27 protein-coding genes are annotated in these 16962 nt (G+C 55.5%); 1 reads left to right on the top strand and 26 read right to left on the bottom strand.

The window, feature by feature from the left end; all coding sequences use genetic code 11:
• A complete protein-coding gene (locus tag ABQX22_RS25100) occupies nucleotides 1–1395 on the bottom strand; it encodes an MFS transporter (protein WP_349802582.1) in 1395 nt (464 codons plus the stop codon).
• Nucleotides 1396–1585: 190 nt separating this feature from the next.
• Here ABQX22_RS25100 and uvrA point away from each other — a divergent pair, with 190 nt between their 5' ends.
• Nucleotides 1586–4420 (top strand): excinuclease ABC subunit UvrA, encoded by a 2835-nt coding sequence (gene uvrA, locus ABQX22_RS25105; protein ID WP_349802583.1) that lies wholly within the window; start codon nucleotides 1586–1588, stop codon nucleotides 4418–4420.
• A 70-nt stretch (nucleotides 4421–4490) separates the two neighbouring features.
• On the opposite strand, the gene bfr is transcribed toward uvrA, so the two are convergent.
• The 25 genes from bfr to rplB all read right to left on the bottom strand — a co-directional run bounded on the left by bfr (nucleotide 4491) and on the right by rplB (nucleotide 16954).
• Nucleotides 4491–4955, bottom strand: coding sequence for a bacterioferritin (bfr, locus tag ABQX22_RS25110; protein WP_349802584.1), 465 nt, complete (start codon nucleotides 4953–4955; stop codon nucleotides 4491–4493).
• Nucleotides 4956–5214: 259 nt separating this feature from the next.
• Nucleotides 5215–5601, bottom strand: a complete 387-nt coding sequence (gene rplQ, locus ABQX22_RS25115) for a 50S ribosomal protein L17 (protein ID WP_349802585.1) — start codon at nucleotides 5599–5601, stop codon at nucleotides 5215–5217.
• A gap of 41 nt (nucleotides 5602–5642) precedes the next feature.
• Entirely contained in the window at nucleotides 5643–6644 is a 1002-nt protein-coding gene (locus ABQX22_RS25120) for a DNA-directed RNA polymerase subunit alpha (RefSeq protein WP_007970428.1), read from the bottom strand.
• A gap of 22 nt (nucleotides 6645–6666) precedes the next feature.
• Entirely contained in the window at nucleotides 6667–7287 is a 621-nt protein-coding gene (rpsD, locus tag ABQX22_RS25125) for a 30S ribosomal protein S4 (RefSeq protein WP_002555465.1), read from the bottom strand.
• 18 nt (nucleotides 7288–7305) lie between these two features.
• On the bottom strand, nucleotides 7306–7695 hold the full coding sequence (gene rpsK / locus ABQX22_RS25130) for a 30S ribosomal protein S11 (protein WP_002555466.1): 390 nt from the start codon (nucleotides 7693–7695) through the stop codon (nucleotides 7306–7308).
• 30 nt (nucleotides 7696–7725) lie between these two features.
• Nucleotides 7726–8082: a 30S ribosomal protein S13 gene (gene rpsM / locus ABQX22_RS25135; protein ID WP_349802586.1), complete on the bottom strand. Its 357-nt coding sequence runs from the start codon at nucleotides 8080–8082 to the stop codon at nucleotides 7726–7728.
• Between the two features lie 130 nt (nucleotides 8083–8212).
• A complete protein-coding gene (gene rpmJ / locus ABQX22_RS25140; RefSeq protein WP_002555468.1) occupies nucleotides 8213–8329 on the bottom strand; it encodes a 50S ribosomal protein L36 in 117 nt (38 codons plus the stop codon).
• Nucleotides 8330–8357: 28 nt separating this feature from the next.
• Nucleotides 8358–9686 (bottom strand): preprotein translocase subunit SecY, encoded by a 1329-nt coding sequence (gene secY, locus ABQX22_RS25145; RefSeq protein WP_349802587.1) that lies wholly within the window; start codon nucleotides 9684–9686, stop codon nucleotides 8358–8360.
• Entirely contained in the window at nucleotides 9687–10118 is a 432-nt protein-coding gene (gene rplO, locus ABQX22_RS25150) for a 50S ribosomal protein L15 (protein WP_349802588.1), read from the bottom strand.
• Between the two features lie 3 nt (nucleotides 10119–10121).
• Nucleotides 10122–10298, bottom strand: a complete 177-nt coding sequence (gene rpmD / locus ABQX22_RS25155; protein ID WP_265388108.1) for a 50S ribosomal protein L30 — start codon at nucleotides 10296–10298, stop codon at nucleotides 10122–10124.
• 2 nt (nucleotides 10299–10300) lie between these two features.
• The gene (gene rpsE, locus ABQX22_RS25160; protein ID WP_349802589.1) at nucleotides 10301–10801 is read right to left on the bottom strand and encodes a 30S ribosomal protein S5; all 501 of its coding nucleotides are present in this window, start codon (nucleotides 10799–10801) and stop codon (nucleotides 10301–10303) included.
• 3 nt (nucleotides 10802–10804) lie between these two features.
• A complete protein-coding gene (gene rplR / locus ABQX22_RS25165) occupies nucleotides 10805–11155 on the bottom strand; it encodes a 50S ribosomal protein L18 (RefSeq protein ID WP_037017727.1) in 351 nt (116 codons plus the stop codon).
• A 10-nt stretch (nucleotides 11156–11165) separates the two neighbouring features.
• The gene (gene rplF, locus ABQX22_RS25170; protein WP_349802590.1) at nucleotides 11166–11699 is read right to left on the bottom strand and encodes a 50S ribosomal protein L6; all 534 of its coding nucleotides are present in this window, start codon (nucleotides 11697–11699) and stop codon (nucleotides 11166–11168) included.
• 13 nt (nucleotides 11700–11712) lie between these two features.
• Entirely contained in the window at nucleotides 11713–12105 is a 393-nt protein-coding gene (gene rpsH, locus ABQX22_RS25175; protein WP_349802591.1) for a 30S ribosomal protein S8, read from the bottom strand.
• A 203-nt stretch (nucleotides 12106–12308) separates the two neighbouring features.
• Nucleotides 12309–12614, bottom strand: a complete 306-nt coding sequence (gene rpsN, locus ABQX22_RS25180) for a 30S ribosomal protein S14 (protein ID WP_349802592.1) — start codon at nucleotides 12612–12614, stop codon at nucleotides 12309–12311.
• Between the two features lie 13 nt (nucleotides 12615–12627).
• Nucleotides 12628–13167 carry a 50S ribosomal protein L5 gene (gene rplE, locus ABQX22_RS25185; protein ID WP_349802593.1) on the bottom strand — a complete coding sequence of 180 codons (540 nt, stop codon included), beginning with the start codon at nucleotides 13165–13167 and terminating at the stop codon, nucleotides 12628–12630.
• A gap of 20 nt (nucleotides 13168–13187) precedes the next feature.
• The gene (gene rplX, locus ABQX22_RS25190) at nucleotides 13188–13502 is read right to left on the bottom strand and encodes a 50S ribosomal protein L24 (protein WP_349802594.1); all 315 of its coding nucleotides are present in this window, start codon (nucleotides 13500–13502) and stop codon (nucleotides 13188–13190) included.
• An 11-nt stretch (nucleotides 13503–13513) separates the two neighbouring features.
• Complete coding sequence (gene rplN, locus ABQX22_RS25195) at nucleotides 13514–13882, bottom strand: 50S ribosomal protein L14 (RefSeq protein WP_002555479.1); 369 nt, start codon at nucleotides 13880–13882, stop codon at nucleotides 13514–13516.
• 23 nt (nucleotides 13883–13905) lie between these two features.
• Nucleotides 13906–14172, bottom strand: coding sequence for a 30S ribosomal protein S17 (rpsQ, locus tag ABQX22_RS25200; protein WP_349802595.1), 267 nt, complete (start codon nucleotides 14170–14172; stop codon nucleotides 13906–13908).
• A 2-nt stretch (nucleotides 14173–14174) separates the two neighbouring features.
• On the bottom strand, nucleotides 14175–14366 hold the full coding sequence (rpmC, locus tag ABQX22_RS25205) for a 50S ribosomal protein L29 (protein WP_002555481.1): 192 nt from the start codon (nucleotides 14364–14366) through the stop codon (nucleotides 14175–14177).
• Nucleotides 14366–14779, bottom strand: a complete 414-nt coding sequence (gene rplP, locus ABQX22_RS25210; RefSeq protein WP_027898303.1) for a 50S ribosomal protein L16 — start codon at nucleotides 14777–14779, stop codon at nucleotides 14366–14368. The genes rpmC and rplP overlap by 1 nt, the downstream gene beginning before the upstream one ends.
• Before the next feature lie 12 nt (nucleotides 14780–14791).
• Entirely contained in the window at nucleotides 14792–15478 is a 687-nt protein-coding gene (rpsC, locus tag ABQX22_RS25215; protein WP_003176422.1) for a 30S ribosomal protein S3, read from the bottom strand.
• 13 nt (nucleotides 15479–15491) lie between these two features.
• Nucleotides 15492–15824, bottom strand: a complete 333-nt coding sequence (rplV, locus tag ABQX22_RS25220; protein WP_002555485.1) for a 50S ribosomal protein L22 — start codon at nucleotides 15822–15824, stop codon at nucleotides 15492–15494.
• 13 nt (nucleotides 15825–15837) lie between these two features.
• Entirely contained in the window at nucleotides 15838–16113 is a 276-nt protein-coding gene (gene rpsS / locus ABQX22_RS25225; RefSeq protein WP_002555486.1) for a 30S ribosomal protein S19, read from the bottom strand.
• Between the two features lie 16 nt (nucleotides 16114–16129).
• The gene (gene rplB, locus ABQX22_RS25230) at nucleotides 16130–16954 is read right to left on the bottom strand and encodes a 50S ribosomal protein L2 (protein ID WP_349802596.1); all 825 of its coding nucleotides are present in this window, start codon (nucleotides 16952–16954) and stop codon (nucleotides 16130–16132) included.
• Nucleotides 16955–16962: the final 8 nt, after the last annotated feature.

Genomic DNA, 16962 nt, shown 5'->3' on the forward strand with positions numbered 1-16962 from the left:
CTAGGCTTCACACGTTTGCGACGCTGGATTGACCAATTCGTCGAAAGACGCCCGATCCAACAGTTCTTTGTCAAATTTGATATAGATGGCGCCCTCGTCAGGCACCACAACTGCATCTGTTACTCCACGTACCGCCAGCAAACGCGCTTCAAGACCGGTGTCGCGTTGAGCCTCGGGCGACAACGGCAAGCGCAGGCTTGTGACGTAGGGAGGTTCGCGCATGGTAACAGCAAACCCGAGCCAGATGGCGGCCAAACCCGCCCCACCCAGGAACACCACGCTGAGCCCTCCGTGCTGAAACAACCAGCCGCCCAGGATGCCGCCAACCGCTGAACCGAGGAACTGGCTGGTGGAATAAATCCCCATCGCCGTGCCCTTCCCGCCTGCCGGCGACACCTTGCTGATCAACGACGGCAGTGACGCCTCAAGCAGATTGAAAGCGGTGAAGAACACCACGGTCCCGATGACCAGCGCCCGAAGCGTATCGCCGAACTCCCAGAAGAATAGCTCAGTGAGCATCAGCACCGTCACGGCGCCAAGCAAAACACGCTTCATTTGACGCTTCTTCTCGCCGTAGATGATGAAAGGGATCATCGCGAAGAAGGAGATCACCAGCGCGGTCAGGTAGACCCACCAGTGCTGTTCCTTGGGCAGACCGGCTTTTTCCACGAGCGCCAGGGGCAAGGCAACGAAGCTGGACATGAGCATGGCGTGCAACGCGAAGATACCTAAATCCAGACGCAGCAGGTCGGGATGACGCAATGTCGCCCGTAATGCTTGCCGGGCGAGGCCGGACTCCCGATGCTGCAATGTCACCGTGGACTTTGGCACGACAAACGCAACGATGACGATCCCGACCAGCGCCATTGCACCCGTCGCCAGGAACAGCCCGGACAATCCAAAGGCGCTGGTAATGACCGGCCCGATGACCATCGCCACGGCAAAGGAAACACCGATGGTCATGCCGATCATCGCCATAGCCTTGGTTCGGTGCTGCTCGCGGGTAAGGTCGGACATCAGCGCCATGACGGCCGCCGAGATGGCGCCGCCGCCCTGCAGGACCCGTCCTGCGATGACGCCCCATATGGACGTAGCGTCCGCCGCCAGCAAGCTGCCCAAGGCAAAAATGATGAGGCCAAAATAGATGACGGGACGACGACCGATACGGTCCGAAATCATCCCGAACGGAATCTGCAGCACCGCCTGCGTCAGGCCATAAGCGCCAATCGCCAGACCGATGAGTGCCGGGCTCGCGCCCGCCAGGTCCATGCCGTAGGTCGCCAGCACTGGCAGGACCATGAACATGCCAAGCATCCGGAACGCGAAGACCAGCGCCAGACCGCCAGCCGCGCGGGTCTCGCTGCCACTCATGCGTTCGCTATGTGAATCGTGCATGGAAGAACCTCGTGTGAACCGGCGGCGATTCTACCAGTCCCATCGGTGTACAGCACACAGACGCGACGCTATGACGCGCGTATAGGTCGCAGTCTTCATGTAACCCTGCGACGCCCGATTCGATAGTGTGCATCCATCCAGTGTTTGACCGTATACTCCTTCGTTTTGAAGCCCGCCGTGCGAGGCCATTTTGGACAAGATCCTGATTCGTGGGGCACGTACCCACAACCTGAAGAACATTGACCTCACCCTGCCACGCGACAAACTGATCGTCATCACCGGGCTCTCCGGGTCTGGCAAGTCGTCGCTGGCATTCGACACGCTGTACGCCGAAGGGCAAAGACGCTACGTCGAGTCACTCTCAGCTTATGCCCGACAGTTCCTGTCGATGATGGAAAAGCCTGACGTCGACACCATTGAAGGTCTGTCACCTGCCATTTCCATCGAGCAGAAGTCGACCTCTCACAACCCGCGTTCAACCGTGGGCACGATCACCGAAATCTACGACTACCTGCGCCTGCTGTATGCCCGTGTGGGTCAGCCACGTTGCCCCGACCACGACATTCCGCTGGAAGCGCAGACCGTCAGCCAGATGGTTGACTTGGTCATGGCGCAACCGGAAGGCAGCAAATTAATGCTGCTGGCGCCGGTGGTCCGGGAGCGCAAGGGCGAGCACCTGGCCATTTTTGAAGAGCTGCGCGCGCAGGGTTTTGTACGCGCGCGGGTCAACGGCCGACTGTGTGAACTTGATGAGTTGCCCAAGCTCGATAAGCAGAAGAAGCATTCCATTGATGTGGTCGTCGACCGCTTCAAGGTCCGTGCCGATCTGCAGCAGCGTCTGGCTGAGTCGTTTGAAACGGCGCTGAAGCTGGCTGATGGCATTGCGCTGGTCGCACCGATGGACGATGAGCCGGGCGAAGAAGTGATTTTCTCTGCACGCTTCGCCTGTCCGATCTGCGGTCACGCCATCAGTGAGCTTGAGCCCAAGCTGTTTTCGTTCAACAACCCGGCCGGCGCTTGCCCAACCTGCGACGGGCTTGGCGTCAAACAGTTCTTTGATATCAAGCGACTGGTGAACGCCGAGCTCACGCTGGCAGAGGGGGCGATTCGAGGCTGGGACCGACGTAACGTCTATTACTTCCAGATGCTCGGATCGCTGGCCAAACATTACGGCTTCAGCCTCGAAGTGCCGTTCAAGGAACTGCCGGCCGATCAGCAAAAAACGCTGCTCAACGGCAGCGGCTCGCAGAACGTCGACTTCCGCTACCTGAACGACCGTGGCGATATCGTCAAACGTGCGCACCCTTTCGAAGGCATCGTTCCCAACCTGGAGCGCCGCTACCGCGAAACTGAATCCACGACCGTGCGCGAAGAGCTGGCCAAGTTCCTCAGCACCCAGCCCTGCCCGGATTGCCGTGGCACGCGCCTGCGTCGTGAAGCCCGTCATGTGTGGGTCGGCGAGAAGACGCTGCCGGCCGTCACCAACCTGCCGATTGGCGATGCCACGGACTATTTCGCCAAGCTAAAGCTGGCCGGACGCCGTGGGGAAATCGCGGACAAAATTCTCAAGGAGATCCGCGAGCGCCTGCAGTTTCTGGTCAACGTCGGCCTTGATTACCTGACGCTTGATCGCAGCGCAGACACGCTCTCCGGCGGCGAAGCACAGCGTATTCGTCTGGCCAGTCAGATTGGCGCGGGCCTGGTGGGTGTGATGTACATCCTCGACGAGCCGTCGATCGGCCTGCATCAACGCGATAACGACCGTTTGCTGGAAACCCTGCGTCACCTGCGCGACATCGGCAACACGGTGATTGTGGTGGAGCATGACGAGGACGCCATCCGTATGGCCGACTACGTCGTCGACATCGGTCCGGGCGCGGGCATCCACGGCGGTCATATCGTCGCAGAAGGCACGCCGGCAGAAGTCATGTCGCACCCTGACTCGCTCACGGGCAAATACCTGTCCGGGCGGGTAAAGATCGAGGTGCCCGCCAAACGCACGCCACGCAACAAGAAGCTGTCGCTCAAGCTCAAGGGCGCGCGCGGCAACAATTTGCGCAACGTCGATCTGGAAATCCCGATTGGGCTGCTTACCTGCGTGACGGGCGTCTCGGGCTCCGGCAAATCGACGCTGATCAACAACACGCTCTTCCCCCTGAGCGCCACGGCGCTCAACGGCGCCACGACGCTTGAGGCGTCCACCCACGACAGCATTGACGGGCTTCAGCATCTGGACAAGGTCGTCGACATCGACCAAAGCCCAATTGGCCGGACACCTCGCTCCAACCCTGCGACGTACACCGGACTGTTCACGCCGATTCGTGAGTTGTTTTCAGGCGTGCCTGAGTCGCGGTCCCGTGGTTACGGCCCGGGTCGCTTCTCGTTCAACGTAAAGGGCGGCCGGTGCGAGGCGTGCCAGGGCGATGGTCTCATCAAAGTCGAAATGCACTTCTTGCCGGACATCTACGTGCCCTGCGACGTGTGCAAGAGCAAGCGTTACAACCGTGAAACGCTCGAAATCAAATACAAGAGCAAGAACATTCACGAAGTGCTGGAAATGACTATCGAGGAAGCGCGCGCGTTCTTCGACGCCGTTCCCGCTTTGGCGCGCAAGCTGCAGACGTTGATGGACGTTGGCCTGTCCTACATCAAATTGGGTCAGTCGGCGACGACACTTTCCGGCGGTGAAGCGCAACGCGTGAAGCTTTCACGCGAACTCTCCAAACGCGACACCGGCAAGACGTTGTACATTCTTGATGAGCCGACCACGGGCCTGCACTTCGCGGATATCCAGCAGTTGCTCGACGTGTTGCACCGCCTGCGCGACCACGGCAACACGGTGGTCGTCATCGAGCACAATCTGGACGTCATCAAGACCGCGGACTGGTTGGTGGACCTGGGTCCAGAAGGCGGTTCAAAAGGAGGGCAGATCATTGCCACCGGCACGCCGGAACAGGTTGCCGAGATGAAGCAGTCGTACACTGGGCACTACCTCAAGCCGTTGCTCGAAAGAGACAAAGCATGACGTTGTGATCCTGCCGCATGAAAAAGCCCCGATCGTTCATAACGACCGGGGCTTTTTTGTGCTCAATGAATCAGTACTGGGATTGCAGGTAATTCTGCAGGCCGATCGATTTGATCAGGCCAAGCTGCTTTTCCAGCCAGTAGGTGTGATCTTCTTCCGTGTCAGCCAGTTGAATGCGCAGAATCTCGCGGCTGATGTAGTCCTTGTGCAGCTCACAGAGCTCAATGCCTTTGCAGAGCGCGGCTCGCACCTTGTATTCGAGGCGTAGATCGCTAGCGAGCATCTCAGGGACCGTAGTGCCAACGTCCAGGTCGTCCGGTCGCATACGTGGCGTACCTTCGAGCAGCAGGATACGACGCATCAAGGCATCAGCGTGTTGCGCCTCCTCCTCCATCTCGTGATTGATACGCTCGTACAGCTTATTGAAACCCCAATCCTCATACATCCGCGAGTGGACGAAATATTGGTCACGCGCTGCAAGCTCGCCTGTCAGCAGCGTGTTGAGATAATCAATGACTTCCGGGTGGCCTAGCATCGCCGCACTTCTCCTCGTGAAAGGCGTAGTTTGAACCAAGCCAGCGCTGTGGTCACTTCAAGAACGACAGAAAACACAACAAATGTCGGGAAAAATGGCGATACGGTGCCGAAAAATGCTGTAAATGAGGGGTATTCCGGTTATCACTTCGAGTTCGCACACGTGGAGTCTGAATAAGTAGCTGAAATGCAGCAAACCGCCATACCGAAGAAAACAAAAAACCGGGCACTAGGCCCGGTTTTTTGTAAAGACTGACGTCTTATTCAGCAGTTTCTACAGAACCACCGATAGGACGATCAACCAACTCGACGTACGCCATTGGCGCGTTGTCGCCAGTGCGGAAGCCGCACTTGAGGATTCGCAGATAGCCACCCTGACGGGTTGCATAACGCTTGCCCAGATCGTTGAACAGCTTGCCGACGATTTCCTTCGAACGCGTACGGTCGAAAGCCAAACGGCGGTTAGCAACGCTGTCTTCTTTGGCCAGGGTGATCAGCGGCTCGGCAACGCGGCGCAGTTCCTTGGCTTTCGGCAGGGTAGTCTTGATCAGCTCGTGCTCGAACAGCGACACCGCCATGTTTTGAAACATGGCCTTGCGGTGCGAGCTGGTACGGCTCAGGTGACGTCCACTTTTACGATGACGCATGGTTCATTCCTTACCAAACTCACGTTCGGTGATTACGACGATCAGGCCGTAGCCTTGTCGTCCTTCTTAAGACTTGCCGGCGGCCAGTTGTCGAGGCGCATGCCGAGGGAGAGACCACGAGAAGCCAGAACGTCCTTGATTTCGGTCAAGGATTTCTTGCCCAGGTTCGGAGTCTTCAACAGTTCTACTTCGGTGCGCTGAATCAGGTCGCCGATGTAGTAAATGTTCTCCGCCTTAAGGCAGTTGGCCGAACGCACGGTCAGTTCCAAATCGTCAACCGGACGAAGCAGGATCGGATCGATCTCGTCTTCCTGTTCGACAACCACTGGTTCACTGTCACCTTTGAGGTCGACGAACGCAGCCAACTGCTGTTGCAGAATGGTTGCTGCACGACGGATTGCCTCTTCAGGATCCAGGGTACCGTTGGTTTCCAGATCAATAACCAGCTTGTCCAGGTTAGTACGCTGCTCGACACGGGCGTTTTCCACCACGTAGGCGATACGGCGAACCGGGCTGAACGAAGAATCGAGCTGCAAGCGACCGATGCTACGGCTTTCGTCTTCATCGCTCTGACGCGAGTCTGCTGGTTCATAACCGCGACCACGAGCTACAACGAGCTTCATGTTCAGGGCGCCGTTAGACGCCAGGTTAGCGATTACGTGATCGGGGTTAACGATCTCGACATCATGATCCAGCTGAATATCGGCAGCGGTAACCACCCCCGAACCCTTCTTCGACAAGGTCAGCGTAACTTCGTCTCGACCGTGCAGCTTGATAGCCAGACCTTTAAGGTTCAACAGGATTTCAATGACATCTTCCTGTACACCTTCGATGGCGCTGTACTCATGAAGTACACCGTCAATCTCGGCCTCGACTACTGCACAGCCGGGCATGGAGGACAACAGGATGCGGCGCAGCGCGTTGCCCAGGGTATGGCCGAAACCACGCTCGAGAGGCTCGAGTGTGATTTTGGCGCGGGTTGGACTGACAACCTGCACATCAATGTGGCGGGGTGTCAGGAACTCATTTACCGAAATCTGCATGGATGCACCTATTTTCTAGCCCTTACTTGGAGTAGAGCTCGACAATCAGGCTTTCGTTGATGTCGGCGGACAGATCACTGCGAGCTGGAACGTTCTTGAACACGCCAGATTTTTTCTCAGTGTCTACTTCTACCCATTCTACGCGGCCACGTTGGGCACACAGATCGAGAGCTTGCACGATACGCAGTTGGTTCTTCGCTTTTTCACGAATGGCCACGACGTCACCGGCACGAACTTGGTAGGACGGAACGTTAACGGTTTTGCCGTTTACGCTAACCGACTTGTGCGATACCAGCTGACGAGATTCGGCACGAGTAGAGCCAAAACCCATACGGTATACGACGTTATCCAGGCGGCATTCGAGCAGTTGCAGCAGGTTCTCACCAGTAGCGCCTTTCTTGCCGGCAGCTTCTTTGTAGTAACCACTGAACTGACGCTCGAGAACGCCGTAGATACGACGGACCTTCTGCTTTTCACGCAGCTGAGTACCGTAGTCGGACTGGCGACCGCGGCGTTGGCCGTGGATACCAGGAGCTGCTTCGATGTTGCACTTGGATTCGATAGCGCGAACGCCGCTCTTCAAAAAGAGATCGGTGCCTTCACGACGAGCAAGTTTGCATTTTGGACCAATGTAACGAGCCATTTCTTACAGTCTCCTGGATTACACGCGGCGCTTCTTCGGCGGACGGCACCCGTTGTGCGGGATTGGCGTCACGTCGGTGATGCTGGCGATCTTATAGCCACAGCCGTTCAAAGCACGGACAGCGGACTCACGACCTGGGCCTGGACCTTTGACGTTAACGTCGAGATTCTTCAGACCGTATTCCAGCGCAGCTTGACCAGCACGTTCAGCGGCTACCTGAGCAGCGAACGGAGTGGACTTGCGTGAACCGCGGAAACCCGAGCCGCCGGAGGTAGCCCAAGAAAGCGCATTACCTTGACGGTCGGTGATGGTGACGATTGTGTTGTTAAACGACGCGTGGATGTGGGCGATGCCATCAACCACTGTCTTTTTAACTTTTTTACGAGGACGAGCAGCAGGTTTTGCCATGACTAAATTCCTGTCGATGCGCTGGTGCGATTACTTGCGGATCGGCTTACGCGGACCTTTGCGAGTACGCGCGTTGGTCTTGGTACGCTGACCACGCACTGGAAGACCACGACGATGGCGCAGACCGCGATAGCAGCCCAAATCCATCAAGCGCTTGATTTTCATGTTGATTTCGCGACGCAGGTCACCTTCAGTGGTGAACTTCGCCACTTCGCCACGCAGCTGTTCAATCTGCTCGTCGCTCAGATCTTTGATCTTCGCCGCTGGGTTAACCCCAGTGGTTGCACAGATTTTCTGTGCGGAGGTGCGACCAACACCATAGATGTAGGTCAACGAGATAACAGTATGCTTGTTATCTGGAATGTTAACGCCTGCAATACGGGCCATTCAGTGGGACTCCAATTGACAGCTACCTACGCCCCGGAAGCCAAGAAATAGGGCGCGAGATAATATCGCTGTAATAACAAATAATCAACCCAGCAGCGCACTAGCTGCTGGGCTTAAGCACAGATCACACTCAGCCTTGGCGCTGCTTGTGACGTGGTTCCGCGCTGCAAATTACTCGAACAACACCTTCGCGGCGAATAATCTTGCAGTTACGGCACAGCTTTTTCACCGATGCACGAACTTTCATCACCAACTCCTCGAACCTTATGGGTACTTCAGCGCAGCATGCCGCTGCCGTAGCCCTTCAGGTTGGCTTTCTTCATCAGGGATTCGTACTGGTGCGACACGAGGTAGGATTGCACTTGCGACATAAAGTCCATCACAACCACGACCACGATCAGCAACGAGGTCCCGCCAAGGTAGAACGGTACGTTTGCTGCGACCACCAGGAACTGGGGAAGCAGACATACGGCCGTCATATAAAGAGCTCCGAACATGGTCAAACGAGTCAACACGCCATCAATGTAGCGCGCAGACTGCTCACCAGGACGGATACCCGGAATAAAGGCACCGGACTTCTTCAGGTTTTCCGCTACGTCTTTCGGATTGAACATCAAGGCCGTATAGAAGAAGCAGAAGAAAATAATCCCTGCACTAAACAGCAGAATATTCAACGGCTGACCAGGAGCGATCGACTGCGAGATGTCTTGTAGCCAGCCCATACCTTCAGACTGACCAAACCAGGCACCCAACGAAGCAGGGAACAGCAAGATGCTGCTCGCGAAAATAGCCGGGATAACCCCAGCCATATTCACCTTCAATGGTAGGTGACTCGTCTGCGCGGCAAAGACCTTGCGGCCTTGCTGACGCTTGGCGTAGTGAACAGCAATACGACGCTGACCACGCTCAATGAACACCACGAAACCGATAATCGCTACTGCCAACAAACCGATGGCGACCAAAGCGAAAATGTTGATATCACCCTGACGAGCAGACTCGAAAGACTGCCCAATCGCTCTCGGAAGACCGGCGACGATACCCGAAAAAATCAACATCGAGATACCGTTACCAACACCGCGCTCAGTGATCTGCTCACCCAGCCACATCATGAACAGCGCACCAGCCACAAAGGTGGTAACCGCCACGAAGTGGAAACCTAGATCTGCAGAGAAAGCAACGCCTTGGCCAGCCAAGCCTATGGACATACCAATGGCTTGAACAAGGGCCAAGACGACAGTGCCGTAGCGGGTGTACTGGCTAATCTTGCGACGACCAGCTTCACCTTCCTTCTTCAACTGCTCCAACTGTGGGCTGACAGCGGTCATAAGCTGCATGATGATCGATGCCGAGATATACGGCATGATCCCCAATGCAAATATACTCATCCGCTCCAGCGCACCGCCGGAAAACATGTTGAACAAGCTAAGAATGGTCCCCTCATTCTGTCGAAACAGTTCCGCCAGCCGGTCCGGGTTAATGCCTGGAACTGGGATGTGCGCACCTATCCGGTAGACGATAATCGCCAGGAACAGGAAACGCAGCCGTGCCCAGAGTTCGGACAACCCACCTTTGCTGAGCGCTGAGAGAGCACCTTGCTTAGCCATTTATTCCTCGAACTTGCCGCCAGCTGCTTCGATAGCCGCACGCGCACCTTTGGTGGCTGCGATACCTTTTAGGGTGACCGCGCGAGTAACTTCACCGGACAGCATGATTTTCACACGCTGTACGTTTTGGTTAATCACGTTGGCATCCTTCAGAGACTGCAAAGTGACAACGCCTTCAATCTTCGAAAGCTCGGAGGTGCGTACTTCAGCACGATCCATAGCCTTCAAGGAGACGAAGCCAAACTTCGGCAGACGACGATGCAACGGCTGCTGGCCGCCTTCGAAACCCGGAGCAATGGTGCCACCGGAACGGGAGGTTTGACCTTTGTGGCCACGACCACCGGTCTTGCCCAAACCGCTACCGATACCACGGCCCGGACGATGCTTCTCGCGACGGGAACCCGGCGCAGGACTCAGATCATTGAGTTTCATCGATTAACCCTCGACTCGCAGCATGTAGTAAGCCTTGTTGATCATCCCGCGATTTTCAGGAGTATCAACAACTTCTACAGTGTGACCAATGCGACGCAGACCCAAACCCTTGATGCAGAGTTTATGGTTCGGGATGCGGCCGGTCATGCTTTTGATCAGCGTGACTTTAACGGTAGCCATGATCAGAAAATCTCCTTGACGTTCAAGCCGCGCTTGGCAGCAATGGACTCAGGGGACTGCATGGTCTTCAAACCCTTGAACGTAGCGTGAACCACGTTTACCGGGTTGGTCGAACCGTAGCACTTGGCCAACACGTTCTGAACGCCAGCAACTTCCAGCACTGCGCGCATAGCGCCGCCAGCGATGATGCCGGTACCTTCAGAAGCAGGCTGCATGTACACCTTCGAAGCGCCGTGAGCGGACTTGATTGCGTACTGCAGAGTAGTGCCATTCAGATCAACCTGGATCATGTTACGGCGCGCAGCTTCCATTGCCTTCTGAATCGCAGCAGGCACTTCACGTGACTTGCCACGGCCGAAGCCAACACGGCCCTTACCATCACCAACCACGGTCAACGCAGTGAAAGTGAAGATACGGCCGCCTTTGACGGTTTTAGCTACACGATTAACTTGAACCAGCTTCTCGATGTAACCTTCGTCACGTTTTTGGTCGTTATTTGACATAACTTAGAACTCCAGCCCGCCTTCACGAGCAGCATCAGCCAGCGCCTTAACGCGGCCGTGGTACTTGAAGCCAGAACGGTCGAAGGCCACTTGGGATACGCCAGCGGCTTTCGCACGCTCAGCAATCAACTGGCCAACCTTAGTGGCGGCGTCGATGTTGCCAGTGGCACCATCACGCAGTTCTTTGTCCAAAGTCGAGGCGTTCGCCAAAACTTTGCTGCCGTCGGCCGAAATGACCTGGGCATAGATGTGCTGCGAAGAGCGGTACACGCAGAGACGCACGACTTCGAGTTCGTGCATTTTCAGGCGTGCTTTGCGAGCGCGACGCAGTCGGGTAACTTTTTTGACGGTCATTTGCTATGCCCTACTTCTTCTTGGCTTCTTTACGACGGACGACTTCGTCCGCGTAACGCACGCCTTTGCCTTTATACGGCTCAGGACGGCGGAAGTCGCGGATCTCTGCGGCCACTTGACCAACCAACTGCTTGTCGATTCCTCGGATGAGGATCTCGGTTTGGTTGGGCGTCTCAGCGGTGATGCCTTCCGGCAATTCGTAGTCCACTGGGTGCGAGAAGCCAAGAGCCAGGTTCAGCACCGTGCCTTTTGCTTGCGCTTTATAACCAACACCGACCAGCTGGAGCTTACGCTCGAAGCCTTGGCTTACGCCTTGGACCATGTTGTTTACCAACGCACGAGTGGTACCGGCCATTGCGCGAGTTTGCTGATCGCCATTGCGAGCAGCAAAACGCAGCTCACCAGCTTCTTCAACAATTTCAACGGACGAATGAATGTTCAGGTCGAGAGTGCCCTTGGCACCCTTCACCGAAAGCTGCTGGCCGACGAGTTTGACTTCGACGCCTGATGGCAACTTAACGGGGTTCTTAGCTACGCGTGACATGCTTATCCCCCCCTTAGAACACAGTGCAAAGAACTTCGCCGCCGACACCGGCAGCGCGCGCAGCACGATCCGTCATCACACCTTTGTTGGTGGAGACGATAGACACACCGAGGCCGCCACGAACTTTGGGCAATTCCTCGACGGACTTGTACTGACGCAGGCCTGGACGGCTAACGCGCTTCACTTCTTCGATGACTGGACGGCCTTCGAAGTACTTCAGCTCGATGGATAGCAACGGTTTGATTTCGCTGCTGATCTGATAACCCGCAATGTAACCTTCGTCCTTCAGGACTTTGGCGACAGCTACCTTCAATGTTGAAGATGGCATGCTTACGACGGGCTTTTCAGCCATCTGGGCATTACGGATACGAGTTAGCATGTCCGCTAACGGGTCCTGCATACTCATGGGCTAGACGCTCCTGATACAAAAATAATTAGCCTTCCGGCTACAACTGTCGACACACAACACCGTGAAAATTCAGACACGGGCTCTGGCGAGCCGGCAATTCTAGACGCACCCCAGAAATGAATCAAGCCCCAAAAGGGGCCTGATTCAGAATCACTGATCGCACTCACTGAAACCAGCAGGTGCGCTCACTGACTATTGCCTTACCAGCTGGCTTTAACCAGACCTGGCACGTCACCACGCATTGCTGCTAGACGCAACATGTTACGGCCGAGGCCGAACTTGCGATAAACGCCGTGCGGACGACCAGTCAAGCGGCAACGGTTACGCATGCGAGCAGCGCTCGCGTCACGTGGCTGCTTCTGCAGGGCAACTTGAGCTTCCCAACGCGCCTCTGGACTTGCGTTCAGATCAACGATGATCGCTTTCAGCTCTGCACGCTTTTTGGCGTACTTTTTGACCGTGAGCTGACGCTTCAGCTCGCGGTTTTTCATGCTCGTCTTGGCCATGGTATTACTCCAATCAGTTGCGGAACGGGAACTTGAAAGCACGCAGCAATGCGCGACCTTCTTCGTCCGTACGGGCAGTGGTGGTCAGGGTAATATCCAGACCGCGCAAAGCATCGATCTTGTCGTAATCAATTTCCGGGAAAATGATTTGCTCTTTCACGCCCATGCTGTAATTACCGCGTCCATCAAAGGACTTGGCATTCAGGCCGCGGAAGTCGCGAACCCGAGGCAGGGAGATCGACAGCAAACGATCCAGGAATTCATACATACGATCGCGGCGCAGAGTCACTTTGACGCCGATCGGCCAACCTTCACGGACTTTAAAGCCAGCGATGGATTTCCGAGCATAGGTCACAACAACTTTCTGACCGGTAATCTTTTCCAGATCGGCAACAGCGTGCTCGATGACTTTTTTGTCGCCGATAGCTTCGCCCAGACCCATGTTAAGGGTGATCTTGGTGACGCGCGGAACTTCCATCACGTTCGCAAGCTTAAGTTCTTCTTTAAGCTTCGGAGCGATTTCCTTCCGGTAAATCTCTTTTAGTCGTGCCATGGTCTTCTACCTAGCAGTGTTCAAGCATCAACCGCTTTTTGGGTCGACTTGAAGACACGAATTTTCTTGCCGTCTTCAACTTTAAAACCAACGCGATCAGCCTTGTTGGTCGTGCCGTTGAAAATGGCGACGTTCGAAGCGTGCAGTGGCGCTTCTTTCTCGATGATACCGCCCTGGACGCCCGACGCCGGGTTCGGCTTGGTATGGCGCTTCACCAAGTTGATCCCACCAACGACCAAACGGTCGTCAACGAGAACCTTGAGCACCTTACCGCGCTTACCTTTGTCTTTGCCGGCGATCACGATGATCTCGTCGTCACGACGAATCTTTTGCATGTCGGATCTCCTTACAGCACTTCTGGGGCGAGCGAGACAATCTTCATGAACTTCTCAGTACGAAGTTCACGGGTCACTGGCCCAAAGATACGGGTGCCGATCGGCTCTTGCTTGTTGTTCAGAAGAACAGCAGCGTTGCCATCGAAGCGGATGATGGAGCCGTCTGCACGACGAACGCCATGGCGAGTGCGGACTACAACAGCAGTCATCACTTGACCTTTCTTCACCTTGCCGCGCGGAATTGCTTCCTTCACGGTCACTTTGATGATGTCACCGATACCAGCGTAACGACGATGAGAGCCACCAAGCACCTTGATGCACATAACGCGGCGTGCGCCGCTGTTATCGGCCACATCGAGCATGGATTGAGTCTGAATCATATAATTTCTCCGACCCCTAGCCCTTAGACTTCCACAGCGCGTTCGAGAACATCAACCAGCGCCCAAGATTTAGTCTTGGCCATCGGACGAGTTTCACGAATAGTGACCTTGTCCCCGATGTGGCATTGATTGGCTTCGTCGTGCGCGTGCAGCTTAGTCGAACGCTTAACGTATTTACCGTAGATAGGGTGCTTGACGCGACGCTCAATCAAAACGGTGATGGTCTTGTCCATCTTATCGCTGACGACACGGCCAGTCAGCGTACGGACGGTTTTTTCGGCTTCAGCCATGATTACTTACCTGCCTGCTGGTTGAGCACAGTCTTCACGCGAGCGATGTCACGCTTAACTTGCGAGAGCAGGTGAGACTGCCCCAACTGGCCAGTTGCTTTCTGCATACGCAGATTGAACTGGTCGCGCAGCAGGCCGAGCAGTTGCTCGTTCAGCTGCTGTGCTGATTTTTCACGAAGTTCATTCGCTTTCATCACATCACCGTCCGCTTAACAAAGGAGGTGGCGAGCGGCAGCTTTGCAGCAGCCAGGGCGAAAGCCTCACGCGCCAACTCTTCGGAGACACCCTCGATTTCATACAGGACTTTGCCTGGCTGAATCTGGGCAACCCAGTACTCCACGTTACCCTTACCTTTACCCATCCGAACTTCGAGAGGCTTTTTGGTTACAGGCTTGTCGGGGAATACACGGATCCAGATCTTACCGCCACGCTTAACGTGACGGGTCAGTGCACGACGCGCTGATTCGATCTGACGAGCGGTGAGACGACCACGAGCAACAGACTTCAGCGCATATTCGCCGAAGCTGACTTTGCTACCGCGCAATGCCAAGCCACGGTTGTGGCCAGTCATCTGCTTGCGGAACTTCGTACGCTTTGGTTGCAACATTTGGCGTACCCCTTACTTAGCAGCTTTTTTACGAGGCGCTGGCGCTTGCGGCTTCAGCTCTTCTTGGCGACCACCAATTACTTCGCCTTTGAAGATCCAAACCTTCACACCGATCACACCGTATGTGGTGTGAGCTTCGTAGTTGGCATAGTCGATGTCGGCACGCAGGGTGTGCAGTGGCACACGACCTTCGCGATACCATTCAGTACGTGCGATTTCAGCACCGCCGAGACGACCGCTCACTTGGATTTTGATGCCTTTGGCACCAATGCGCATAGCGTTCTGAACTGCGCGCTTCATCGCGCGACGAAACATTACACGACGCTCCAGCTGCTGAGCTACGCTCTGCGCAACCAGCATACCGTCAAGCTCCGGCTTCCGGATCTCTTCGATATTGATGTGCACAGGCACACCCATTTGCTTGGTCAGGTCCTGACGCAGCTTCTCAACATCTTCACCTTTCTTACCGATCACGATGCCGGGACGAGCGGTGTGGATGGTGATCCGTGCAGTTTGGGCCGGGCGATGGATATCGATCCGGCTTACGGACGCGCTTTTTAATTTGTCTTGGAGGTACTCACGCACTTTCAGATCAGCGAACAAATAGTCCGCATAAGTCCGACCGTCTGCGTACCAGACGGAGGTGTGCTCCTTGACGATTCCCAGGCGTATGCCAATGGGATGTACTTTCTGACCCATCTCTTTGACTCCGTTACTTGTCAGCAACCTTGACAGTGATATGGCAAGACCGCTTGACGATGCGATCAGCACGGCCTTTGGCTCGTGGCATGATTCGCTTCAGCGAACGCCCTTCGTTGACGAAAACGGTGGAGACCTTGAGGTCATCAACGTCTGCGCCTTCGTTATGCTCGGCGTTGGCTACGGCCGACTCCAGCACTTTCTTCAGGATCTCGGCGGCTTTCTTACTGCTGAAAGCCAACAGGTTGAGCGCTTCGCCCACCTTCTTCCCGCGGATCTGGTCGGCGACCAAGCGGGCTTTCTGGGCGGAGATTCGAGCGCCCGACAACTTAGCGGCTACTTCCATCGTTCCTTACCCCTTAACGCTTGGCTTTCTTGTCTGCCACGTGCCCACGATATGTGCGGGTACCGGCAAACTCGCCTAGTTTGTGGCCGACCATGTCTTCGTTCACGAGAACTGGGACATGTTGACGACCGTTATGAACTGCGATGGTCAAACCGACCATTTGTGGCAGGATCATAGAACGACGCGACCAGGTCTTAACTGGTTTGCGATCATTCTTTTCCGCCGCCACTTCGATCTTCTTCAGTAGGTGAAGATCAATAAAAGGACCTTTTTTCAGAGAACGTGGCACTGTCGTATCCCTCTATTTACTTGCGACGACGGACAATCATTTTGTCGGTACGCTTATTACCACGAGTCTTCGCGCCCTTAGTCGGGAAGCCCCACGGCGATACCGGATGACGACCACCAGAGGTACGACCTTCACCACCACCATGTGGGTGGTCAACCGGGTTCATGGCAACACCACGAACGGTTGGGCGAACGCCACGCCAGCGTTTTGCACCAGCTTTACCCAGGGAACGCAGGCTGTGCTCAGAGTTCGAAACCTCACCAAGGGTTGCACGGCATTCGGCCAATACTTTGCGCATCTCACCAGAGCGAAGTCGCAGAGTAACGTAGACGCCTTCACGAGCGATCAGCTGAGCCGAAGCACCAGCGGAACGTGCGATCTGTGCACCCTTGCCTGGCTTCAATTCAATACCGTGAATCGTGCTACCAACTGGAATGTTACGCAGTTGAAGCGCGTTACCTGGCTTGATTGGGGCCAATGCACCTGCGATCAGCTGGTCCCCAGCACTCACGCCCTTAGGGGCGATGATGTAGCGACGCTCGCCGTCTGCATAAAGCAGCAATGCGATGTGAGCAGTACGGTTTGGATCGTATTCGATACGCTCAACAGTGGCAGCGATGCCATCTTTGTCGTTGCGACGGAAATCGACCATACGATAATGCTGCTTATGACCACCACCGATGTGACGGGTAGTAATACGGCCATTGTTGTTACGACCACCAGTCTTCGATTTTTTCTCGAGCAGCGGTGCGTGAGGAGCGCCTTTATGCAGCTCCTGGTTGACCACCTTGACCACGAAACGGCGGCCAGGGGAAGTCGGCTTGCATTTAACGATTGCCATGATGCACC

This window comes from Xanthomonas sp. WHRI 1810A (assembly GCF_040202885.1).
In the GTDB taxonomy this organism is placed as follows: domain Bacteria; phylum Pseudomonadota; class Gammaproteobacteria; order Pseudomonadales; family Pseudomonadaceae; genus Aquipseudomonas.

Coding starts and splice junctions, on each gene's coding strand:
- rplF (WP_349802590.1), bottom strand. CDS start 11,699: ATGTCACGCGTAGCTAAGAACCCCGTTAAGTTGCCATCAGGCGTCGAA.
- rplO (WP_349802588.1), bottom strand. CDS start 10,118: ATGAAACTCAATGATCTGAGTCCTGCGCCGGGTTCCCGTCGCGAGAAG.
- rpsN (WP_349802592.1), bottom strand. CDS start 12,614: ATGGCCAAGACGAGCATGAAAAACCGCGAGCTGAAGCGTCAGCTCACG.
- rplP (WP_027898303.1), bottom strand. CDS start 14,779: ATGTTGCAACCAAAGCGTACGAAGTTCCGCAAGCAGATGACTGGCCAC.
- rplE (WP_349802593.1), bottom strand. CDS start 13,167: ATGGCACGACTAAAAGAGATTTACCGGAAGGAAATCGCTCCGAAGCTT.
- ABQX22_RS25100 (WP_349802582.1), bottom strand. CDS start 1,395: ATGCACGATTCACATAGCGAACGCATGAGTGGCAGCGAGACCCGCGCG.
- rplN (WP_002555479.1), bottom strand. CDS start 13,882: ATGATTCAGACTCAATCCATGCTCGATGTGGCCGATAACAGCGGCGCA.
- bfr (WP_349802584.1), bottom strand. CDS start 4,955: ATGCTAGGCCACCCGGAAGTCATTGATTATCTCAACACGCTGCTGACA.
- rpsC (WP_003176422.1), bottom strand. CDS start 15,478: ATGGGTCAGAAAGTACATCCCATTGGCATACGCCTGGGAATCGTCAAG.
- rplR (WP_037017727.1), bottom strand. CDS start 11,155: ATGACCGTCAAAAAAGTTACCCGACTGCGTCGCGCTCGCAAAGCACGC.
- rpsK (WP_002555466.1), bottom strand. CDS start 7,695: ATGGCAAAACCTGCTGCTCGTCCTCGTAAAAAAGTTAAAAAGACAGTG.
- ABQX22_RS25120 (WP_007970428.1), bottom strand. CDS start 6,644: ATGCAGATTTCGGTAAATGAGTTCCTGACACCCCGCCACATTGATGTG.
- rplQ (WP_349802585.1), bottom strand. CDS start 5,601: ATGCGTCATCGTAAAAGTGGACGTCACCTGAGCCGTACCAGCTCGCAC.
- rpsD (WP_002555465.1), bottom strand. CDS start 7,287: ATGGCTCGTTACATTGGTCCAAAATGCAAACTTGCTCGTCGTGAAGGC.
- rpsQ (WP_349802595.1), bottom strand. CDS start 14,172: ATGGCTGAAGCCGAAAAAACCGTCCGTACGCTGACTGGCCGTGTCGTC.
- rplV (WP_002555485.1), bottom strand. CDS start 15,824: ATGGAAGTAGCCGCTAAGTTGTCGGGCGCTCGAATCTCCGCCCAGAAA.
- rpmC (WP_002555481.1), bottom strand. CDS start 14,366: ATGAAAGCGAATGAACTTCGTGAAAAATCAGCACAGCAGCTGAACGAG.
- rplB (WP_349802596.1), bottom strand. CDS start 16,954: ATGGCAATCGTTAAATGCAAGCCGACTTCCCCTGGCCGCCGTTTCGTG.
- secY (WP_349802587.1), bottom strand. CDS start 9,686: ATGGCTAAGCAAGGTGCTCTCTCAGCGCTCAGCAAAGGTGGGTTGTCC.
- rpsM (WP_349802586.1), bottom strand. CDS start 8,082: ATGGCCCGTATTGCAGGCGTTAACATTCCAGATAACAAGCATACTGTT.
- rplX (WP_349802594.1), bottom strand. CDS start 13,502: ATGCAAAAGATTCGTCGTGACGACGAGATCATCGTGATCGCCGGCAAA.
- rpmD (WP_265388108.1), bottom strand. CDS start 10,298: ATGGCTACCGTTAAAGTCACGCTGATCAAAAGCATGACCGGCCGCATC.
- rpsE (WP_349802589.1), bottom strand. CDS start 10,801: ATGTCAAATAACGACCAAAAACGTGACGAAGGTTACATCGAGAAGCTG.
- rpsH (WP_349802591.1), bottom strand. CDS start 12,105: ATGAGTATGCAGGACCCGTTAGCGGACATGCTAACTCGTATCCGTAAT.
- rpmJ (WP_002555468.1), bottom strand. CDS start 8,329: ATGAAAGTTCGTGCATCGGTGAAAAAGCTGTGCCGTAACTGCAAGATT.